Raw genomic sequence first — 18474 nt, forward strand, 5'->3', positions numbered from 1 at the left:
GTGGCGCGCAACCCCCGGTTCTACTTCTCGCTGCGCAGCCCGTACTCGTGGCTGGCCTACCACGACCTGCTGCGCGAGCACCGGGACGTGGCGGACGCGATCGAGTGGGCGCCGTTCTGGGAACCCGACGAGCGCAACGAGCGGGCGCTGGCCGAGCGCGGCGAGCAGTTCCCCTACGCGGCCATGTCGCGCGCCAAGCACTTCTACATCCTCCAGGACGTGGCCAGGCTCGCGGCGGCCCGCGGGCTGGAGCTGACCTGGCCCGTGGACCGCGACCCGGTCTGGGAGGTCCCGCACCTGGGCTACCTGGTGGCGTTGCGCGACGGGCTGGGCCCGGAGTACATCGCGGCGGCCTACCGGGCGCGGTGGGAGCAGGGGCGCGACATCTGCGACCGCGACACCGTCGCGGAGATCGCCGCGGAGCTGGGGCTGGACCCCGCCGAGGTGGCGGGCGCCGGCGAGCACCCCGAGCTGCGGGCGCGGGGGGTCGAGCTGCTGGTGGACGTGTGCAGGGACGGCGCGTTCGGCGTGCCGTTCTTCGTGCACCGGTTCACCCGGTTCTGGGGCGTGGACCGGCTGCCCGACTTCGTCGCGCACGTGCGGTCGAAGCTCGCGCCCGCCGCCGCGCTGCCCGCGTCGTCGAGCGCGGTGGGGCTGGGGCGGTCGTCGGACGAGGGGCACGCGGGCGGCTGCGGCTGACCCGGTCCGCTGCGGTCGAAGGGGGACTCCTCGCGGGGTCCCCCTTCGACCGCGTGAGGCGGTGCTAGCAGCGCCACACCGTCGGCTTGTTCTGCTGGCCGGACACCCGGCTCCAGCCGGCCACCTCCCCGCTGTCGGCCGCCACCGCGAGTCCCAGCGTGCCGGGGACGGTGGTCACCAGGGTGCCGAGCTGCCACACGGCCCACGTCAGCGCGGTGTCGGTGGTCCAGCCGACCGACCGGCCGGCGCGGTTGACCGAGTGCAGCGCACCGGAGCCGGCGGGCCGCAGCGGCGTGCCGTCGTGCTCCCACAGCACCCCGCGACCGTCCGCCGTGGCGGAGGCGTGGGTCGTACCGGTCACCCGACCGTTGGCCACGCTCGTGCCCTGCACGGTCGCGCTGCCCGACGGGAGCGCGAGCCGGCGGGCCGTCCCGGCGCGCCACAGCAGCAGGCCGGTGGCGGCGAACGCGTCCGTGCGGCTCGGGTAGTGCTCGACCAGCACCGTGCCGTCCTGGTCGACGCCGACGGCCTTGGTCTGCCCGGTGGTCGGCAGGCCGGGCAGCGCCACCACGGTGCCCGGCGCGGCGGCCGGCCAGAGCACCGCCGTGTGCACGGTGTAGACGGTCACGCCCTGCTGGAGGTCCACTCCGACGTCGCCGACCACGTCGCCGCTGTCGTTGACGCCGGTGGCCCGCGAGCTGTCCGTGCCCGCCGGCACCGGCAGCGCCTCCAGCTTCCCCGCGTTCGAGCGGAACGCCCGGTCGGCCACACCGGGTGCGTAGCCGACCACCGTGCCGGCGCGGTTCACGCCCGTCACGACCGCGTCGTCGCCCTGGCCCGCGAGCGTGCCGAGGTCGGTCACCGCGCCGCCGGACCAGCGCAGCGCGTGGGTCGCCCGACCGCCGAACGGGACCGGCACGTACCCGGCGCCCGCCCAGCCGCCGGCACCGTCCGCCGCCGTGACCGCGCCTCCGGCGACGCCGGTGGGCAGCGGCAGGGTGCTCGACGCGCACGCCGCCGCCGCGACGGGACCGGGCGCGACGGGACCGGGCGCGGCCAGGGCCCGCGGCCCGACCGCCGTCGTCGCCAGCACGAGCGAGGCCGCCAGCGCCGTGGTCGTGCTGAGGTGTCTGGACATGCTCCTCCTTCAACGGGAACCCGCGAACGCGGGTACACCACGGTGGCGAAGCGTCCTGACCGGCGGCTGACCGCCGCCTGATGCGGTTAAACGGTTAAGCGGCGCCGTGTGGAGCCGCTGCGCCGGGGCGTCCTCGGGGTTACCTGCCCCATCGCCGGGCGCGTGCTGCCCGCGATCCACGCGACGCCGGGGCAACGCGGTGGTCGCGGTGGCCGCCCGCGTGGGCTGGCGCGCGGCGGCGGAGGAGGTGGCGCGGCCCTTCGGGGCACGCGTGCACGACGGCTACGACCGGCTGCCGGCCGACCTGGTGGTGGGCGACATGTACCGCTTCCGCTCGCAGCAACGGCGTGCCGCGGCGCTGCCGGCCTCCGGCGTGGTCATGCCGCTAATCTCGCCCGCCCACTCCGCGCGCACGGCCCGGGTCGGCGAGGCGCTGGTCCGGTCGGCCGCGACCGGCGCCGAGGTGGGCCTGCGGCGCCGGCCGTGACACCTCAGTCCAGTGCCGCCGCGGCCTCCACCGGCGGTGTCCGCAGCACGTAGGCCGTGGACAGCAGGGTCGACAGCAGCGTCAGCGCCGTCGCCGAGCCCACCACGACCAGGTAGATCCCGATCGGGCCCCGCGGCCAGTACGTGCCGTCCAACGCGATGGCGAACGGCACGAGCGTCACCAGCGACACGATCGCGCCCAGGATGATCCCGCCGAGCGAGATCACCACCGACTCGACGCCGACCATCCGCAGGATCTGCCCGTGCGTGGCGCCGATCAGCCGTTGCAGCGCGAACTCGCGCCGCCGCTCGCCCGTCGCGATCACCAGCGTGTTCACCAGGGAGATCACCGTGTAGGCCAGGATCATGCCGACCAGCAGGTAGTTCACCCACGCGCCGGTCTGCTCGCCGCCGCCGCCCGCGGCCAACGCCTGCTCCCGGTCCGCGACCCGCAGCTCCGGGTGCCGCGCGGTCAGCGGCGCGAGCGCCGACTCCGGGCCCTTCACCAGCACCTGCGACGCCTGCCCGACGGTGGTGTGGGCGATGACCAGCTCCGCGGGCATCAGGGCCGCGTCGAACGCGCCCGTGTGCACGGCCGCCACCTCCAGGTCGACCTGCGCGCCGTCGCCCAGCTTCATCGTGACCGGGTCGCCGACGGCGGCGCCCAGCCGCTCCGCCCACCCGCTCGGCAGCGCCACCGCGTCGCCGCGCAGGTCGTCCAGCGACCCGGCGGTGACGTCGACGCCCAGGGTGCGCGTGACACCGCCGGGCGTCACGCCCAGCACGGTGATCTCGTCGTCACCGTCCCCGTGGTGGGGGAAGTACGCCTCGGTGTCGACCACGGCCGACGCCGCCTCGACGCCCGGCAGCGCCCGCACCTCGTCCACCACCTCCAGCGGCACGCCCCCGGTCGTGCTGGTCACCACGGCGTCGGCGCGCAGGCTCTCCGCGAACGAGCCGGACGCCGCGCCGGCCTGCGTGGTCTGCAGGTAGATCAACGCCGTCGCGAGGCCCGTGGCCAGCATGACCGGCGTGATGGCGCCGGCCACGCGCACCCGCCGCGCCCCGGTGTTGAGCACCGCGAGGTACCCCGCCAGGCCCGACACCGCGCGCACGGGCCGGCGCAGGACCGCGACCAGCACCCTCGCCGCGGCGGGGGAGAGCAGCGCGATGCCCGACGCCCACAGCATCGCCGTCGGGCCGGCCGTGCTCGCCGCCACCGGGCCGGACATGACCAGCGCGGTGATGATGCTCAACGCCGTGCCGCCGCCCAGGCACAGCAGCGCGAACACCAGCCTGGGCACGCTGAACCAGCGCGTCTGCAGGCCGGCCGCCACCAACGCCTCGGTCGGCCGCGTCACGGCCGCGCCGCGCCCCGCGACGAACGCCGCGACCAGGGCGCTGAGCAACGAGATCCCGACCCCGGCCAGCACCGGGATCCAGCCCTGCCGGTACGCCATCACCTCCGGCGCGACGCCGGCGCCCGCCAGTTGGCCGAGCAACCACTCGCCCAGGTACCCGCTCACCGGCCAGCCGAGGGCGGTCGCGAGCACCGCCACCACCGCCGTCTCGCCCAGCACCAGCCTGCGCAGCTGCCCCGGGGTCGTGCCGATCGCCCGCAGCAGGGCCATCTCGCGGTGGCGCTGCTGCACGGACAGGCCGAGCGTGCCCGCCACGACGAACATCGCGACCATGATCGCCAGACCACCGAACACCGCGGCCAGCGTGATGATCGCCTCGCCGCCACCCTGCGCGTCGGGGAACTCGGCGAGCCCCCGCTGATCGCCCGCCAGCACGGTCACGTCCCGGTCGGCGACCGCGGCCGCGAGGGCCTCGCGCACGCCGTCCACCGTCGCGCCCGGTTCGAGCAGCACGCCGATCAGGTCGACCTCGCCGGGCTTGGCGAACAGCCGGCGCGCCTCGTCGTCGGTGAAGAACACGGCCCCGGCGTCGACCGCGGCCCGCGCGACGCCCACCACCCGGTACTCGACGTCCCGGGAGCCGATCCGCAGCGTGACCGGACCGCCCGGACCGACGCCGGCGTTCGCGTCCACGACGACCTCGTCCGCGGCCTGCGGCGCACGGCCCCGGTCCACTGTGTACGGCGCGAGGCGCGCACCGGACCACGTGTGGCCGGTCGCGTCACCGCCGCCGGGCAGGGTGACCGGGAACGTTACGTCCGGCACGGCCTCGGCGACGCCCTCGACGGCCGCGGCCTCGGCCACGAGCCGGGCGTCGATCGGCGACCGCTCCAGGTACGACGGGTCGCCGGTGACGACCAGGGGCGCGGCGGCCAGCCGTTGCGGCGGCACGGCGTCGCGGATGCCGGTCTCCATCAACCCGCCGCACGCCATCACGATCGCGGCGCCCAGGAACAGCGCGATGAACGAGGCGGTGAACCCGCCCACCCGGTGGCGCAGCGTGCGCAGCGCGAGGCGCAGCATCAGCGCACCCCGCCGGCGAGGTCGGCCGCGGGCACGTCGGCCCACGCGCCGAGCTGGGTCATCCGCTCGCTGACGGCGTGCGCGGTCGGCGACGTCAGCTCGCCGGCGATCCGCCCGTCCGCCAGGAAGACGACGCGGTCGGCGTGCGCGGCGGCCACCGGGTCGTGCGTCACGACGACCACCGTCTGGCCGTCGCGCACCGCCTGGCGCAGCAGGGCGAGCACCTCCAGCGCGGTGCGGGTGTCCAGGGCGCCGGTCGGCTCGTCGCCGAAGATCACCGCGGGATCGGTGATGAGCGCGCGGGCGATCGCCACGCGCTGCTGCTGGCCGCCGGACAGCTCGCCGGGCCGGTGGTTCCGGCGTTCGGACAGGCCGACGCGGGCGATCACGTCGTCCACCCGGGAGCGCTTGGGGCGGCGGCCTGCCAGGCGCAGCGGCAGCCCGACGTTCTCCACGACGGTCAGCGCCGGCAGCAGGTTGAAGGACTGGAAGACGAAGCCGACGCGCTCGCGGCGCAGCCGGGTCAGGTCGCGCTCGCCCAGGCCGGTGATCTCCCGGCCGTCGAGCAGCACGGAACCCGAGGTGGGCCGGTCGAGGCCGGCGGCGCAGTGCAGGGCGGTGCTCTTGCCCGAACCGGAGGGGCCCATCACCGCCGTGAAGGTGCCCCGGGCGATGCCGAGCGTGACTCCATCAAGGGCGACTACGCCGTTCCGCTCATTGCCGTATACCTTGCGGACGGAATGCAGTCGGACGACGTCGTCCACGCCTTGAATCGGAGGCTGGTTCACGTTCTTGCTCCCCACGTGGGACCTGTCGGTGTGTGCCCGCGCCGCAGACCATACGTACGGGGCGGGGTGAACGGCACTGGTGCTGTCCCCCGCATCGCCCATCGGGCCTGCCGGTGGAGTTCCTGTCCGCAGCGGTGCGGACTCGGCGGGGAACCGACTATCAAGTAGGTACGTGCGGGAGATCGTAGCCACCGTTTCCATAATTTCTGTTGAGAACTCAACGAATAGTTGGCGGTAGCGTGAACTCCTCCTCGCGCGTTCTCGGGTGGGGTAGGTTGGAACGGCCGCCCGGCACGAGCGAAGGCGGGACGGGAAATCCCCGAACCCGCCGTAGTTAGTGGACCCCGAGTAACGACGCGAAGGGGTTGGATGCATGCACCTGGAGATACGTCACGCCAGGGTGGTCACCACCCTTGCCGAGGCCGGCAGCATCTCGAAGGCCGCGGCGAAGCTGTCCCTGCCCCAACCGAGCCTCACCGCCCAATTGAGACGGATCGAGAAGGCGGTCGGCGGCGACCTGTTCGTGCGCTCGGCCTTCGGGATCACCCCGACGCCGCTGGGCGAGCGGTTGATACCCATGCTGGCCGATCTGGCCACGCGCGCCGACGCCGTGGTGGCCGAGGCGTCGTCGCTGTCCTCCGGGATCCTGCGCATCGGCAACGCCGAGTGGACCCCCGTGACGCTGCGGCGCGCCCTGCAGTCGTCGCTGCCCTCGGTCGAGGTGCAGACGGTGACGCTGGACCCGGCGCTGGGCGTGGACGCGGTCAGCCGCGGTGAGCTGACCGCGGCGCTCGTGCCCAGCCCGGAGGCGGTCGACGGGGTGCGGGAGCTGGATCCCGCGCTGGCCAAGGAGGTCATCGTGCGCGAGCCGATCTGGCTGGCGCTGCCCCGCGATCACGCCCTGGCCCGCAGGACTACGGTGAGCCGAAGGCACATGCTGTCGCTGAGCTGGGTGCACCACGTGCCGGGGCACTGGTTCCACGTCGTCGAGGAGCACCTGTTCCGCAAGCTCGACCACCCCACGCCGGAGGTCATGCACTACGCGGGCGGGCATGCCGAGGCGATGAGCTGGGTCCGCGACGCGGGGGCGGCGGCCCTCGCCACGCCCACCGGGTCCACGTCGGACGTGAGCCTCGTGGCGCTGACCGAACCGTTGCGCAGCAGGCTGCTGCTCGTGTGGCGGCCGGGATCGATCCACCCGAACACGCTGCGGCAGCTGATCGACGCGCTGCGCCGGTACTACTGCGAGTACGCCCGCACGATCCCGCGCTACTGGAACTGGATGACGGAGCGGCCGACCGACTTCCCGGAGCTGGCCGCGTTCCTGCCGCGGCCGAGCCGGTGGTGGCCGCGCGACGCCGCGCCCGACCAGCAGGGCACGGGCTCGCGCACCGCCGCGACCTGACGCGTCCACTGGGGATGAAGGGCCACCTCGACCCCGGTCGGGGTGGCCTCTGCCATCCCACGAGCCCTACCCCCAACCCTCGTGAGTCGTACCTCCAGCCCTCGTGAGTCGTACCTCCAGGGCCCGAGAGTCCTACGTTCAGCGCCCGAGAGTCCTACGTTCGCGACCCCCGAGTTCAACGCTCGCGGCACGGCCGGGGTACCCGAGCGTTGAACTCACGGGTCCTGAACGTAGGACTCACGCGACGCGAACGTAGGACTCACGAGGCCCGAGGGGACGACACACGAGGGCTGGACGTAGGACTCACGGCGGTCAGCTCGCGGTCAGCACGGTGTCAGCGGGGCTTGCGAACCTTGATCCGGCAACGGACCAGGGCGAGCGAGGAGGACCCACATGACGGCGTTGGTGGCGGTGTCGAGTCACCTGCCGGAGACGGTGGCCGTCGCGGACCTGGCGGAACCGCTCGGCCTCGACGACCAGCAGGTGCGCCGGTTCACCCGGCTCTACGGCCTGGACCGGATCTGCAAGTCCGAGCTGTCCGAGGCCCAGCTGCTCGTCGCGGCGGCGGAGAAGCTCGACGCGCTGCGCGGCCGGGAGGAGCGGGTCCGCTACCTCATCCGCGCCAAGGGCATGCGCACCACCGCGCCCTACCCCGTCACCCCCCTGCACGAGGTGCGCGAGGCGCTGGGCCTGCGCCACGCGAAGACGCTCGCCGTCGCCGACCACGGCTGCGCCACCGGCCTGCTCGCCCTCGACGTCGCCGGCACGCTGCTGGCCGCCGACGGCGACCCCGACGCGCTCGCCCTCATCCTGGCCGGCGACAAGACGTTCACCCCGTTCACCCAGTGGGTCCGCGACACCTCCATCATGGGCGAGGGCATGGCCGCGGTCCTGGTGGCCGCCGACGGCGACCGCGACCACGTGCGCGGCTACGCCAGCCGCATCCACGGCCGCGACGACGGCGTCATCGACCTCACCCCCGAGATCGCCAAGGACGCCCGCCGCATCTACCAGGACGCGCTGGCCGAGGTCGTCGGCGCGGCCACCGAGGAGGCCGGCATCGGCGTCGCCGACCTCGACCTGGTGCTGCCGCACAACGTCAACCGCGTGTCGTGGACGGTCGCGGCCAAGAACCTCGGCCTGCCCAACGACCGCTTCTTCCTGGACAACCTCGGCGCCACCGGCCACTGCTTCTGCGCCGACCCGTTCATCAACTACCAGACGGTCACCGAACTCGGCCTGCTCAAGCCCGGCGACAAGTACCTGATGACGGCCGCCGGCCTCGGCCAGACGTTCGCCGCCGCCGTCCTGGAGCACTGAGATGCACCGGAGCGCAGACATGGACGACTTCACCCGCCGGCTCAAGACCGCGCTGCTCGGCACCCCCGACGCCTCCCTGGCCTTCCTCGGCAACTTCGAGGTCGAGGAGCGGTGGGCGCTCGGCGAGCACACCCTGCCCCGCCTGTCCGCGGCCGGCGGCGCCGCCGTGGTCAACCACATGGACGAGTTCGCGCTCCTGCTGGCGGGCGGCGACGACCACGTCGTCCTCAAGGCCGCACCCGACCCCGTCTACCTCGCCTACCTCACCGAGCTGGGCATCGACCTGCCGACCGTGCACGTCGTGGCCGACTCCGACCCCCGCCGCACGGTCACCGCCGACGCCCTCGCCGACCCCGGCACGATCAAGACCCTCGCCGGCCTCGCCGAACGCGGCGTGCGGCTGACCGCGCACGGCGTCTCCGACCTGGAGGTCGACCTGGCCGAGCGCACCGGCATGGCCCTCGCCGCGCCCGACGCCACCACGTGCAAGGCGGTCAACAGCAAGGTCTACAGCCGGCGCGCGGCCGACGAACTGGGCCTGCGCCAACCCACCGGCTGGGCCTGCGAGACCGTCGACGAGCTGCGCGAGGCGTTCGACCGGGCCCGCCCGCTGGTCGCCGAGGGCCGCAAGGTCGTGGTGAAGGAGGCGCTCGGCGTCTCCGGCAAGGGCATCGCCGTGCTGGAGGGCGAGCGCCGCATGGACCGGCTGCTCGGGATGGTCGCCAAGCAGGTCGCCAAGTCCGGGCAGCCCCGGCTCGCCTTCGTGGTCGAGGAGTGGGTCGCCAAGCGGGCCGACCTCAACTACCAGTTCACCGTGGCCCGCGACGGCGACGTGCGCTTCGACTTCGTCAAGGAGCTGCACACCGAGGGCGGCGTCCACAAGGGACACCGGATGCCCGCCCGGCTGTCGGCGGGCCAGGTCGCCGAACTCGCCGACACCGCCCACCGGCTGGGCAAGAAGCTCGCCGCCGACGGCTACTTTGGCGTGGTCGGCGTGGACGCCATGGTCGACCCCGACGACGGCCTCTACCCGGTGGTCGAGATCAACGCCCGCAACAACATGTCCACCTACCAGGCGCGCGTGCAGGAGCGGTTCGTCGGGCCCGACCGGATCGCGCTGGCCCGGCACTACCCCGTGCGGCTGCGCCGCAGGCTGCCGTTCGCCGAGGTCCGCGAGCTGCTGCGCGGCCTGCTGCTCGACCGCGCCGGCGGCACCGGCCTGCTGGTCAACAACTTCGCCACGGTCAACGCGGGCCACCGCGCCGACTCGGCGTTCGACGGGCGGCTCTACGGCCTGCTCGTCGCCTCGTCGGACGAGCGGCTGCGCGCCCTGGACGACGACATCACCGCCCGATTGGAGACGCGACCGTGAGCGCAGAGTTCGAGGTCCAGGGCATCGGGATCACCGAGATCGCCGAGCGGTACGGCACCCCGCTGTACCTGTACGACGGCGCCGAGCTGGAGGCCCGCGTCGACGGGCTCAAGGAGCTGCTGCACCCGCGGCTCGAGTTCTTCTTCTCCCTCAAGTCCAACCCCAACATCGGCGTGCTGTCCGTGCTGCACGGCCGCGGCGCGCGCGCCGAGGTGTCCTCCCTGGCCGAACTGGTCACCGCCCGGCGCGCCGGCGTCGACCCGGCCGACATCATCTTCCTCGGACCGGGCAAGAGCGCCGACGAGCTGGCCGCGTGCCTGGACGAGGGCGTCTACGCGATCGTGTGCGAGTCGTTCGGCGAGCTGGCGCTCATCGACGAGTTCGCCGCCCTGCGCGGGCTGCGCGCCCCGGTCGCGCTGCGGGTCAACCCCAGCTTCTCGGTCAAGGGCTCCGGCCTGACCATGGGCGGCAAGCCGCGCCAGTTCGGCATCGACGAACCGCAGCTGTTCGCCACCGACGACCTGGTCGCCCGCCACCCGAACGTGCGGTTCCTGGGCGTGCAGGTCTACATGGGCACCCGCATCCTGTCCGAGGAGGCGGTCGCCGAGAACACCGAGCGCATCTTCGAGCTGGCCGACCGGCTGGCCGAGCACCTCGGCATCCCGCTGGAGCTGGTCGACATCGGCGGCGGCCTCGGCGTCGCCTACTTCGACGGCGAGCGCGACCTCGACCTGGAACTCCTCGCCGCCCGCGTCAACCCGATCATCGCCGGGTTCGCCGACCGGCACCCCGGCACCCGGCTGGTGATGGAGCTGGGCCGCTACCTCACCGCCACCTCCGGCACCTACGTCGTGCGCGTGCGGTACGTGAAGGAGTCGATGGGGGAGCGGTTCGCGGTCGCCGACGGCGGCACCAACCACCACATGGCGGCGGTCGGCATCGGCTCGTTCGTCAAGCGGAACTTCCCCATGCGAGTGCTCAACCGGGTCGACGAGCCCGCCACCGAGAGCTGGCACGTCACCGGCCCGCTGTGCACGCCCAACGACACCCTCGGCAAGAAGGTCGACCTGCCGCCCGTGCGGCCCGGCGACCTCGTCGGGGTGCTGCGCTCCGGCGCGTACGGCCCGACCGCCTCGCCGGTGCTGTTCCTCAGCCACGGCTACCCGGCCGAGGTGCTCGTCCACGGCGGGCGCGCCCACCTCGTGCGGTCCCGCGACGAGACCGAGGACCTGCTGCGCCACCAACACCTCCCCGACCGCGCCGCCGCCACTGCCCTCACCGAAGGAACCGCATCATGAGCGAATCCACCACCGTCGCGCCGCGCGAGCGGATCGTCGGCGCCATCACCTCCGTGCTGGCCCAGGTGCTCGACTACGACCTGCCGGAGCTGACCGAGCAGTCCCGGCTGTTCGACGAGCTGGGCCTGGACTCGACCGGCGTCTTCGAGCTGCTGATGCAGCTGGAGGAGGCGCTGGAGGTCGAGTTCGACACCGACAACCTGGAGATGGCGCACTTCGAGACGGTCCGCTCGCTGGCCGACTTCGTCGCCGCGGAAATGGACCGCTGACCGTGTACCGGACCACCGCGCCGACCCCGTCCCGCCCGGCGGGAACGCGGGCGCTCGGGGTGGCGCGGGTCGTGCGGACCCGCGCCACCCCCGACCGCTCGCTCGACGACGAGTTCTCGCTGCGCCACTTCACCGACCTGACCTCCGGGTACGGCGTGGAGCTGCGACCCGACGTCCTCGCCGCGCCCGGCACCACGTTCACCGCGTTGACGCGGTCGCTGCACGCGCGGCTCGAACCGCTGGGCCCCGTGCAACTGGCGATCGTCGCCCACGCCACCCCCGACCTGGACTGCCGGCTGGCGGCCGCCACGTACCTGGCCGAGGCCGTGCCGGGGGCGCCGCTGTCGTTCTCCGTGTCCGACGTCGGCCGGTGCGCGCCGTTCGCGGCGCTGCGGATCGCCTCGGACTACGCGACGCGGCACGGCTACTCGCGCGCGCTCGTGGTCATCGCCGACCAGGCCACGCTGCCCTACGAGGTGGCCGACCGGCCGGCCGGCGACGCCGGGGTGGCGCTGCTGCTGGAGCCCGGCGGCGCGCCGTTGGCGCTGGCGCACACGCCCGGCGTCTCGTCGGCCGACCTGCCGGACGCGCTGGCCGCCGGGCTGGCGTCGCTGGTGGGCGGGGACGAGCGGGTGACCGTGGTGGTCGGTGCCGGGATCGACCCGGGCGTGGTGCGGCACGGCGGGACCGTGCGGTCGGCGCCGGCCGGGTACCCGTGCACGGCGCTGTGGGAGGGGTTGGCCGGGTCGGCGGAGCCCGTGGTGCTCGTGGAGCACGACGCGGCGACCGGCGACCTCGGGCTGGCCGCGGTCGGGGAGGTCCGGTGACGACGTCGGTGCGGTTGGGCGCGGACGAGGTGTCGCGCTGCCACCTGGTGGCGCGCGACGAGGGGCTGGCGCCCGCGTTGACGCTGCTCGGTTCGCTCGTGGCGCCCGGCCTGCTGCCCGCCGGGCCCGCCGGGCACGCGGTCGTGCCGCAGGAGGTGGCGGCGTCGGCGGACCGGGTGTGGCTGGACGGTGCCGTGGCGGAGCGCGCGCTGCTGGACGAGTCCCCGGTCGGTACGGTGGAGCTGCCCGGTGGCGCGGTCGTGCTGCTGCGGACCCTGGGTACACGATCGGGTGAAGTCGGCCCGGATCTGTACGGAAACGGTGTTACCACACCTCGGTTGAGAGAAGCGGACCCCGAGACCACCCCCGGCCTCCCCGACCGGCGGGCCGCGTGGGCCCTGGGCCTGGTGTGGCTGCGGCTCGGGCTGTCGGAGGCGCTGCGCGAGACGTGCATGCGCCACCTGAACGGCCGGCGCACCGGCTCCACCACGCTGCTCCAGCAGCAGATGGTGAAGTCGACCGTCGCCGACGGGCTGATCGAGCACCTGGAGGTGCGCGCGGTCCTGACGGGCGTGGCGCCGGGCGAGCTGCCGGGCGTGATCCTGGCCCACCTGCACGCCCGCATCACCGCCGCCGACCGGTGGCTGGTGAACCTGCTCGGCGCGAGCGGGTACCTGACCGGCGGGCCCGGGCAGGTGGCGCACGTGTCGGAGCTGCTCGCCGAGGCCCACGTGCGCACCCGCGCTGCGGCGGGCGAGCCCGCGGGCGTGGAGTCGTGAGCGGGTTGGACGCGCGGCTGGTGGCGTTGCGCGACCAGGTGCGCGAGTGGGGCGCGGACTTCCGCCGCCTCGGCCTCGAACTCGACCGCGACCCCGAGCTGATCCGCGGGCACTTCGACCTGCCCGCGGTGCGGTACCTGTCGACCATGGGCATCCCGCCCGAGTACGGCAACGTGCCGATCCCCATCGCGGGCAACCGGTTCTACGGCACGCTGGCCCTCGAACGGGCGATCATCATGGAGGAGCTGGCCTGCGCCGACGTCGGGATGCTGGTCGCCTCGCCCGGTCCGCTGCTGGCCGGGGTCCTGGTCGACCTGCTCGCCGACCGGGAGCAGAAGGAGTGGTTCTACGGGCGGATGCTCGCCGAGCCGCTGTGGACGTTCTTCGCGCTCACCGAACCCGACCGCGGGTCCGACGCGGGCGGGCTGACCACGACGTTGACGCCCGTCGACGGCGGCGCGGTGCTCGCGGGCGAGAAGCGCTACGTCGGCAACGCCTGCCGGGCGCAGCTCGGGGTGGTGTTCGCCCGCGTCGGCTCCGGCCCCCTGGGCGTCAACGCCGTCCTGGTCGAGACGCCCGCGCCCGGCTTCTCGGCGACCGCGCTGGACAGCATCGGCCTGCGCGGCGCGCGGATCAGCGCGATCACGATGGACGACGTGCACGTGCCCGCCTCCCGGTTCGTCGGCAGGCACCTGTCGCCGTCACGGCGCGGCACGTGGGCGTTCGTGCAGACGTTCAACCTGCTCCGGCCCGGTGTCGCGGCGATCGCGCTCGGCATCGCGCGGGCGGCGCACGAGTACGTCCTGGAGCACCGCACGACCCTGCGGCGCGACGAGCGCGACCGGCTCGACGAGCTGGGCCGGCGGATCACGGCGGCACGGGCGCTGGTGCACCTGGCCGCCCGCGCCGTCGACGCCCGCACCTCCGACGGCTACCTGGCGTCCGCGGCGAAGGCCCGCGCGGCGCGGCTCGCCCTCGACGCGACCCACGCGGCCTGCGGGTTCTTCGGCCTCGGCGCCCGCTTCGACCACCCGCGGCTGGACAAGCTCGTGCGCGACGCGCGCGGCATGGAGTTCATCGAGGGCACGTCGAACATGCAGAAGCTGAACCTGTTCCAGGGCCTGTTCACCGGGAAGCTGGACCGCGACGACCCGTTCCGGGTCGGCGTCGGCTCACCGCGCTGAACCCGGCCAGCCACCGGGCCACCGCGGCGGAGGACCGCAGCCGCACCCACGGCACCCCGGCCCGCGCCAGCCGGCCGGGGTAGTCGGCCCGGTGCCTGCGGCGGGCCTTGACCGCCCAGACCAGCACCGAGTCGGGCCCGACCAGGAAGCTCGCCCGCTCCCGGTTGCCGTTCCACAGCACGGTCCGCCGCACGACCCGGCTCGTCGTGCGGCGGACCAGCCGCGGCAGCGCCACCCACAGCGGCAGGTCCAGCCACACGATCAGGTCCGCCCGGTGCCACAGCACGTCCGCGGTGATCGAGGCGAGGTTGCCGTCCACCACCCACGCGGGACCGCCCGTGGCCTCCGCCAGCCAGGCCCGGATCTCCTCCGCGGGCGGGGTCGACCAGCCCGGGCCGTGCTGCACCGCGTCCAGCTCCACGTGCGGGCCGTCCACGAGCCGGGCCAGCTCGCGCGCCACCGTCGACTTGCCCGCGCCGCTCACGCCGAGCACGACGATCCGGCGCACCGCGAACGAGTCCACGGCACCACTCGACCACATCGCCGCGTGGCCGTCCAGCGGGTTCACCGACCGGCCGTCGCGTGCGCCCGGGTGAGGGCCGCGGCGGCGGCGAAGCCGAGGACCGGGTCCGGCCGGTCCGACAGCAGGCTGGCGTACAGCGGCCGGTAGTGCGCGACCTTGCGCGGGGTGCGGCCGTCGCTGCCGTGCTCGGCCAGCAGCTCCGCGCCCCGGAACGCGAACCCGGTCATCGCCGTGTGGTCGAGCCAGACCTCCACGTCGCCGCACGCCACGACGCTGGACTTGCTGCTGGCGCCGGTCCGCCAGGTGGTGCGCAGCCGGGCCGTGCCGACCGCGCCGCGCGAGCGGAACGACGCCGTCGCCCAGCAGGCGTCGCCCTCGTCGCGCAGCGAGGTCACCGCCGCGACCTCCACCAGCCGGGCCAGCACGGTGAGCTGGTTGATCCCCGAGTCCGCCCACGCCGAGACGTACGAGGCGAACGCCCGCTCGCCCTTGGGCGCGTACGGGTCGCAGAACGCCGACGTGATCGCCGTGACCGGTCCCCACCCCGGGTTCGCGGCCAGCAGCGCGGCGGCCCACTCGACCTCGGGCGAGAACGCGAAGTGGTGCGCGGCGAACAACCGGTCGCTCCCCGCGCGGCCCAACCGGTCCAGCGAGGCCGCGTCCAGCGCCAGCGGCTTCTCCACCAGCACCCGCGCGCCCGAGCCCGTCAACGCCGCCACGGCGAGGTCGACGTGCGAGTCCGCCGGCGTCGCGACCACCACCAGGTCCGGCTCGTGCGCGGCCAGCGCGCCGGCGAGGTCGGCGTGGTGCGCGGGCGTCGCGCCGCGGAACGACGGCGGCCCGGTGTTCGGGTCGACCGTGAACACCAGGTCCACGTCGGACCGCTCCGCCAGCACCTCCAGGTGGGTGCGGGCGATCGTGCCCACCCCGACCAGACCAACCCGTGTCGTCGCCACCCCACGAGTATCCACGGTGGACGCGCGGCGACGAGCCCGCCGGGTCGGGGGGGACCGGCGGGCTCGTCTTCTTCCCGGGGGGAGGGAAGGGCCTACTTGCCGTGCAGCTGCTTGAGGTACTCGTAGGTGCTCGGCAGGGTGGTCAGCAGTTCCTTCTGCGTCTGCTTGATCTGCGCGAACACCGGCTCCGCGGAGTCGAGCACGTCCTGCCGCGCGGCCAGGGCGGGCAGCGAGTGGTCGGGCAGGTAGTCCAGCCCGGCGAAGATGCAGTAGTAGTTGGAGTTGTTCCAGAAGTTGCGGAACTCCGCGTCGAAGTTCGCGTAGTAGGTCGACTCGTCGGTGATCGGCATGTTCACCGCCAGGCCGGCCTTGTACATGCGGACCTTCTCCTGGAAGTCGTCCGCCAGCCGCAGCTCCTTGCACGCCTGCCAGAACGCGGTGTCGTTGCGCGGCGCGAAGCTGAAGTGGCCCTGCACGAAGTCCCGCGAGTCGTCGAACATCGTCTCGATCTCCGCGTTGAAGCGGTCCTGCAGGATCGAGTCGAAGTTCTTGTCCGGGAAGTACTTCGCCAGCTGGTACAGCGCCGCGTACACGAAGTAGATGCCGGTCGACTCCAGCGGCTCCAGGAAGCAGGAGGCCAGGCCGATCGAGACGACGTTCTTCACCCACGCGCGGCGGTTGCGGCCGACGCGGAACTTGATCTGGTTGAGGTTCGCCGTCTCCGGGTCCAGGCCCCACATCCGGCAGAACTCCAGCGTCGCGTCGTCACGCGACTGGAACCGGCTGGAGAACACGTAACCGGTGCCGAAGCGGCCCAGCATCGGGATCTTCCACGCCCACCCGCTCGACATCGCGATCGAGGAGGTGTAGGGCTCCACGCCGTTGGCCGCGTCGTCGTGCGGCACCTGCGTCGCCACCGCGCTGTCGTTGAGCAGGTGGTCGCTCATGTCCAGGAACGGCTCCTTCATCGCCTGGTTGATGAGCAGGCCGCGGAAGCCCGAGCAGTCGATGAACAGGTCGCCCTCGATGGTGCGACCGCCCTCGGTCTTGAGCGCCGAGACGTGGCCGCGCTGGTCGATGACCGCCTCGGTCATCTTGTCCTCGATGTGGATCGCGCCCTGGTTCTCGGTGGCCCACCGGCGCAGGAACGGCGAGATCAGGTTGGTGTCGAAGTGCCACGCGTAGTTGGTCCACTTCGTGCCGTCCAGGTAGCGCGGCGACAGCTTCGCGTCCAGGATCGGGGGCTCGCGGTAGCAGGCGTAGTCGAACGGCTCGTCGGTCTGCCCGGCCAGCTTCTTGTGCGCCCAGTAGTGCGACAGCGGCTGGTTCTCGTGGTTGGGCAGCAGGCCGAACAGGTGGTAGTAGTGGTCGGTGCCGTCGCCGTGCGGGCGCGGGTTCGCCTCGCCGCGGCCCGGGGTGCGCCAGTTGACGAACTTGATGCCCATCTTGTAGCTGGCGTTGCACTCGCGCATCCAGTCCTCTTCGGCGATGCCGAGGAACTCGAAGAACGTCTTGTGCAGGTTGGGGACGGTGGCCTCGCCGACGCCGATCTTCGGGATCGACGGCGCCTCCAGCACGGTGATGGTCACACCGGGGCCCAGCGCCTTGCCGAGGTACGCCGCGGCCATCCAGCCCGCGGTGCCGCCACCGAGCACCACGACCTTCTTGATCCTACGATCTTCCATCGAGGTTTGTCCTCCCGTCATGATCACGACAAAGGCCGCGGAACCCGACTTCGTCGCGGTGCTGCCGGTGTTCGAAGGGCGAGTGCCCGGATTTCAGTGTCGGGACAACCTGAACGCAAATAGCTATGTATTTCCTATACCCACCGCCCGTCAGTGGCGTGTCAGCGGCTCGTCAGCCGTGTTCGCGAGCATGTTGTGGTGACCGCTGCCCGGACGGGTCGGCGCTGCTCCAGGACTTGCACACGAAAGGGACGGTATCGTGGCACCTGCCTTCGCGGTAATTTCCGGCGCTCAGGTGGACCAGGTATTGCGAGGGCGGGAGAAGCACGTGGTCGAACTCGTCGAAGCCGCCTACCGGTGGCACGGTGAAGGCGCCACGATCAATCCTCCGTCCTATTTCCTCCGGTTCCCGGAGGACCCGTCCTCGCGGATCATCGCGCTGCCCGCGTCCATCGGCGGCGACGTTGGCGTGCACGGCGTGAAGTGGATCTCGAGCTTCCCCGCGAACGTCGCCGCCGGCCTGCCGCGCGCCTCCGCCGTGCTGATCCTCAACGACCGCGAGACCGGCTACCCGATCGCCTGCCTGGAGAGCTCCATCGTCAGCGCGGTGCGCACGGCCGCCTCGGCCGCCCTGGCCGCGGACTGGCTCAGCCGCGGCCGCACCCGGCCCACCCGCGTCGGGTTCGTCGGCGCGGGCCTGATCGCGCGCTACGTCCACACCTACCTGGCCGGCACCGGTTGGAGCTTCGACGAGGTCGGCGTGCACGACCTGAGCGCCGAGTCCGCCCGCGGCTTCCGCGGGTACGCCGAGTCCGCCGCCGACGGCGCGGTGCGGGTCCACGACAGCGCGGAGAGCCTGATCCGCTCCAGCGACCTGGTGGTGTTCGCCACCGTCGCGGGCAGGCCCCACGTCACCGACCCGGGCTGGTTCGACCACAACCCGCTGGTGCTGCACGTGTCGCTGCGCGACCTGTCGCCCGAGGTGATCCTCGCGTCCACCAACGTGGTGGACGACGTCGAGCACTGCCTCAAGGCAGACACCTCGCCGCACCTGGCCGAGCAGCTCACCGGCGACCGCGCGTTCCTGTCCGGCACGTTGTACGACGTCATGACCGGCGCGGTGACGCCGCCGGCGGACCGGCCGCTGGTGTTCTCCCCGTTCGGCCTGGGCGTGCTGGACCTCGCGGTCGGCAAGCACGTCCTCGACGAGGTGTCACGGGCGGGCGAGCTGGCCGTGGTCCCGGACTTCTTCTTCGACCTCGACCGCTACGGCAAGCGCTGAGCCGCCTGACCGTGCACCT

17 protein-coding genes are annotated in these 18474 nt (G+C 73.2%); 11 read left to right on the plus strand and 6 right to left on the minus strand.

The window, feature by feature from the left end; genetic code table 11:
• Complete coding sequence (locus tag ACIGNX_RS14590) at positions 1-699, plus strand: 2-hydroxychromene-2-carboxylate isomerase (protein ID WP_396540026.1); 699 nt, start codon at positions 1-3, stop codon at positions 697-699.
• Between the two features lie 64 nt (positions 700-763).
• Here ACIGNX_RS14590 and ACIGNX_RS14595 read toward each other — a convergent pair whose 3' ends face one another.
• The gene (locus ACIGNX_RS14595) at positions 764-1837 is read right to left on the minus strand and encodes a hypothetical protein (RefSeq protein ID WP_396540028.1); all 1074 of its coding nucleotides are present in this window, start codon (positions 1835-1837) and stop codon (positions 764-766) included.
• 208 nt (positions 1838-2045) lie between these two features.
• Between ACIGNX_RS14595 and ACIGNX_RS14600 the strand changes: the two genes are divergently transcribed.
• Positions 2046-2324, plus strand: coding sequence for a hypothetical protein (locus ACIGNX_RS14600; RefSeq protein ID WP_396540030.1), 279 nt, complete (start codon positions 2046-2048; stop codon positions 2322-2324).
• 4 nt (positions 2325-2328) lie between these two features.
• Here the strand turns inward: ACIGNX_RS14600 and ACIGNX_RS14605 are convergent, their stop codons facing one another.
• The gene (locus ACIGNX_RS14605) at positions 2329-4767 is read right to left on the minus strand and encodes an ABC transporter permease (RefSeq protein WP_396540032.1); all 2439 of its coding nucleotides are present in this window, start codon (positions 4765-4767) and stop codon (positions 2329-2331) included.
• A complete protein-coding gene (locus ACIGNX_RS14610; protein WP_396540034.1) occupies positions 4767-5555 on the minus strand; it encodes an ABC transporter ATP-binding protein in 789 nt (262 codons plus the stop codon). Before ACIGNX_RS14610 ends, ACIGNX_RS14605 begins: the two co-directional genes overlap by 1 nt.
• Positions 5556-5928: 373 nt before the next feature.
• On the opposite strand from ACIGNX_RS14610, the gene ACIGNX_RS14615 reads away from it, so the two are divergent.
• From ACIGNX_RS14615 to ACIGNX_RS14650, 8 genes are all read left to right on the plus strand, one after another.
• Complete coding sequence (locus ACIGNX_RS14615) at positions 5929-6960, plus strand: LysR family transcriptional regulator (protein WP_396540036.1); 1032 nt, start codon at positions 5929-5931, stop codon at positions 6958-6960.
• Positions 6961-7353: 393 nt separating this feature from the next.
• Complete coding sequence (locus ACIGNX_RS14620) at positions 7354-8280, plus strand: 3-oxoacyl-[acyl-carrier-protein] synthase III C-terminal domain-containing protein (protein WP_396540038.1); 927 nt, start codon at positions 7354-7356, stop codon at positions 8278-8280.
• Position 8281: 1 nt separating this feature from the next.
• Entirely contained in the window at positions 8282-9652 is a 1371-nt protein-coding gene (locus ACIGNX_RS14625; protein WP_396540040.1) for an ATP-grasp domain-containing protein, read from the plus strand.
• Positions 9649-10950 (plus strand): type III PLP-dependent enzyme, encoded by a 1302-nt coding sequence (locus tag ACIGNX_RS14630; protein ID WP_396540042.1) that lies wholly within the window; start codon positions 9649-9651, stop codon positions 10948-10950. Before ACIGNX_RS14625 ends, ACIGNX_RS14630 begins: the two co-directional genes overlap by 4 nt.
• On the plus strand, positions 10947-11219 hold the full coding sequence (locus ACIGNX_RS14635) for an acyl carrier protein (RefSeq protein WP_396540044.1): 273 nt from the start codon (positions 10947-10949) through the stop codon (positions 11217-11219). Before ACIGNX_RS14630 ends, ACIGNX_RS14635 begins: the two co-directional genes overlap by 4 nt.
• Before the next feature lie 2 nt (positions 11220-11221).
• On the plus strand, positions 11222-12046 hold the full coding sequence (locus ACIGNX_RS14640) for a hypothetical protein (protein ID WP_396540046.1): 825 nt from the start codon (positions 11222-11224) through the stop codon (positions 12044-12046).
• Complete coding sequence (locus ACIGNX_RS14645; RefSeq protein ID WP_396540048.1) at positions 12043-12825, plus strand: DUF2786 domain-containing protein; 783 nt, start codon at positions 12043-12045, stop codon at positions 12823-12825. The genes ACIGNX_RS14640 and ACIGNX_RS14645 overlap by 4 nt, the downstream gene beginning before the upstream one ends.
• Complete coding sequence (locus ACIGNX_RS14650) at positions 12822-14009, plus strand: acyl-CoA dehydrogenase family protein (protein WP_396540050.1); 1188 nt, start codon at positions 12822-12824, stop codon at positions 14007-14009. The genes ACIGNX_RS14645 and ACIGNX_RS14650 overlap by 4 nt, the downstream gene beginning before the upstream one ends.
• On the opposite strand, the gene ACIGNX_RS14655 is transcribed toward ACIGNX_RS14650, so the two are convergent.
• From ACIGNX_RS14655 to ACIGNX_RS14665, 3 genes are all read right to left on the minus strand, one after another.
• Positions 13951-14577, minus strand: coding sequence for an adenylate kinase (locus tag ACIGNX_RS14655; RefSeq protein WP_396540052.1), 627 nt, complete (start codon positions 14575-14577; stop codon positions 13951-13953). The genes ACIGNX_RS14650 and ACIGNX_RS14655 overlap by 59 nt on opposite strands.
• Positions 14574-15488, minus strand: a complete 915-nt coding sequence (locus tag ACIGNX_RS14660; RefSeq protein WP_396540054.1) for a Gfo/Idh/MocA family protein — start codon at positions 15486-15488, stop codon at positions 14574-14576. Before ACIGNX_RS14660 ends, ACIGNX_RS14655 begins: the two co-directional genes overlap by 4 nt.
• Before the next feature lie 92 nt (positions 15489-15580).
• Positions 15581-17173 (minus strand): tryptophan halogenase family protein, encoded by a 1593-nt coding sequence (locus ACIGNX_RS14665; protein WP_396540056.1) that lies wholly within the window; start codon positions 17171-17173, stop codon positions 15581-15583.
• 259 nt (positions 17174-17432) lie between these two features.
• Here ACIGNX_RS14665 and sbnB point away from each other — a divergent pair, with 259 nt between their 5' ends.
• Entirely contained in the window at positions 17433-18455 is a 1023-nt protein-coding gene (gene sbnB, locus ACIGNX_RS14670; protein WP_396540058.1) for a 2,3-diaminopropionate biosynthesis protein SbnB, read from the plus strand.
• Positions 18456-18474: the final 19 nt, after the last annotated feature.

Origin of the sequence: Actinosynnema sp. NPDC053489 (assembly GCF_044544865.1) — a bacterium.
Lineage (GTDB): Bacteria > Actinomycetota > Actinomycetes > Mycobacteriales > Pseudonocardiaceae > Actinosynnema.